This window comes from Bacteroides sp. LFL-34 (genome assembly GCF_027257075.1).
GTDB lineage: Bacteria > Bacteroidota > Bacteroidia > Bacteroidales > Bacteroidaceae > Bacteroides > Bacteroides ovatus.
In genome coordinates this window covers 1-981 of sequence record NZ_JAPQKZ010000139.1, presented here as the reverse complement: position 1 = coordinate 981, position 981 = coordinate 1, and the positions used below count along the sequence as shown (strand labels likewise).

Here is a 981-nt window from a genome sequence, read left to right as displayed (position 1 = left end):
ATTGAAAGTAGACTACAATTGTTCTTTAGCCGATGTTTGCCGCGATCAGCATACCACTTTTGGTGGTATGAGTTCCTGGATGTCCAGACGGGGCTATAGCGTTAAACAAGCCAAGGCAGATGTGGTCCGTGATTATTATGGCGGCGTTGAACCCTCCCAACCGACAACTTCCTCTCCTTCATTCACTCAAATATCACCCGCCATGTTGTCGGAAGAAGAGTTTAGTCTTGCCGGGATCACAATCACCTTTAACAGTGGAACCACCATTTCGGTCAAACGGGCCACACCCGGTGGTGTTATTAAAATGTTGCGCGATTACGAAAGAACGGAGGGAGATCCATGTATTCTCTAACATCAGCCAATCGCTACTATCTGTACCAGGGCTTTGTTCGTATGAACCTTGGCATTGACGGTTTATTCAAAATTATACGATCGGAAATGAAGGACTTGTCTCCCGTTTCCGGAGATATCTTTTTATTCTTTGGTAAAAACCGACAAAGTGTAAAAATACTGCGTTGGGATGGCGATGGCTTTCTTCTGTACTACAAGCGCCTCGAAGGTGGAAGTTTTGAGTTACCGACATTTAACCCCAATACAGGTAATTACGAGATTTCTTATCAGGTTTTGTCTTTTATCTTAAATGGAGTGTCATTAAAGTCTGTACGGTTGAGAAAACGTTTTAGGATCTAATTCAACATTTTGATTATTAGTTATTTGCGCTAAGGATATCATCCGGTTTATTTGGCCAATTCGTTGATTTTTTATATCTTTATGCCATGAAAAAGGATGAGATCATAGAGTTATTGAAGGAACAAATCAAGGGATTACGAGATGACAACAACAGACTCTTGGACCAAATAGATGCTTTGATAAAGGAGGTTTCTTCCCTTAAAGAGGCACTCCTTCAAAAAGGCGAATCTCTTAGCAAGCAACAGCGCCTTACTAAGGGACTCGCCAAACTTGTATCCAACACATCCGAAC

Annotated in this window: 2 protein-coding genes and 1 pseudogene; all 3 read left to right on the top strand. The window is 41.8% G+C overall.

The window, feature by feature from the left end:
• Position 1 precedes the first annotated feature (1 nt).
• Positions 2–352: a hypothetical protein gene (locus N5O98_RS27240; RefSeq protein ID WP_050541671.1), complete on the top strand. Its 351-nt coding sequence runs from the start codon at positions 2–4 to the stop codon at positions 350–352.
• Positions 340–690, top strand: a complete 351-nt coding sequence (tnpB, locus tag N5O98_RS27235; RefSeq protein ID WP_004296723.1) for an IS66 family insertion sequence element accessory protein TnpB — start codon at positions 340–342, stop codon at positions 688–690. The genes N5O98_RS27240 and tnpB overlap by 13 nt, the downstream gene beginning before the upstream one ends.
• An 86-nt stretch (positions 691–776) precedes the next feature.
• Positions 777–981 (top strand): annotated as a pseudogene (locus N5O98_RS27230) (IS66 family transposase); the annotation flags it as partial.